A 1,098-nucleotide genomic window follows, 5' to 3' on the forward strand; every position below is an offset into this window, starting at 1 on the left:
CAAGTTTATATGCAGAAACTGCATGCTAATGTGTCGCCGTGGACAAAGACTCAATACTCGATCTGCTCGCGCTGATCCGCGCCGAAAGCGTTTCGCTTGCCGCGCATAGCCGCATTTCTTCGCAATCCGCCTATTCCAGGCGACTTCAGGCCCTTTAGCATCTGTTTGACACTGAACTGTTGGACCGGTCGCGACGACCGTTAGGCCCGACCTATCAGCTCAGGTCCCTACAGGTGGAGCTTGAAGCAGCACTCGTCGGCCTCAACCGGCTTTCCGACGCTTTTGCGATCACGTCCGCTGAACCATTGCGGATATCCGCATTGCATTCGATCTCGGCCAACATCCTGCCTCGGGCGCTTGCCGCGTTCGGCGACACGCTGGCATCTCACGACTTGCGGCTGCGGTCGGCCAATCAGGAAACCTGCTTTCAGATGCTGATGACCGAAGAGGTCATGGTTGCCTTCTCCTACGAGGCTGAAACCCGCAGGCTAAACCCGCCAAAGGATCTGGTGCATCGCGCACTTGTCGGCAAGGACGGGTTCGTTCCCGTGGCAGCCGCGGGGGATGTTGCAGGAGTTTCAGGCGCGTAGCGAGCGGGACGAGGTGTTGCCGATCATCTGCTATCCATCCAACGTCTTTATGGGTGATCTCACCCGCTCGGTGCTGTTGCCGCAGATTCCGCAAAGGGTCTCGTTAAAGATCGTTTCGGGCCTGACCCAGACGATCGCCAAATGCATTGAGCACGGGCTGGATGTCGGATGGCTGCCACGAAGTTCCATCGAAGACCAGTTAGCGAATGGAACCCTGGTCGAGCTTTCCGATCTCGGCTTTCCGACCGCCTTGATCGACCTGACCATGATGCGGCTCAAGACGCGCAGCTTTTCCCAGCCCGAAAAAGTGGTTGAGGCGATCTCTGCCGAAATATCGGCAATCTTTTCGCGGCAGGCCTGACGCCTGTTCGTTGCCGTCGGCGGTTTCGGCGGCCTTGTCGAAATCCGTCCGTTTCAGCAGTTCGCCCAACTGTCAGTGTAGTCAAGACGCCATCTCCACTGATGCTGACATATATAAGTTACTGCGGCAAAACCGGTGACGCCAAGT

The 1,098-nt window shown here is 57.2% G+C and carries 2 protein-coding genes; both read left to right on the forward strand.

All coding sequences use genetic code 11. The annotated features are described in order from the left end of the window. The first annotated feature begins 233 nt into the window (after positions 1-233). Positions 234-590: a LysR substrate-binding domain-containing protein gene (locus AC2FNE_RS24645; protein ID WP_496715836.1), complete on the forward strand. Its 357-nt coding sequence runs from the start codon at positions 234-236 to the stop codon at positions 588-590. Then, positions 565-951, forward strand: coding sequence for a hypothetical protein (locus AC2FNE_RS24650; protein WP_496806571.1), 387 nt, complete (start codon positions 565-567; stop codon positions 949-951). The genes AC2FNE_RS24645 and AC2FNE_RS24650 overlap by 26 nt, the downstream gene beginning before the upstream one ends. Positions 952-1,098 lie beyond the last annotated feature (147 nt).

The organism is Ruegeria sp. YKSD179, assembly GCF_059612885.1.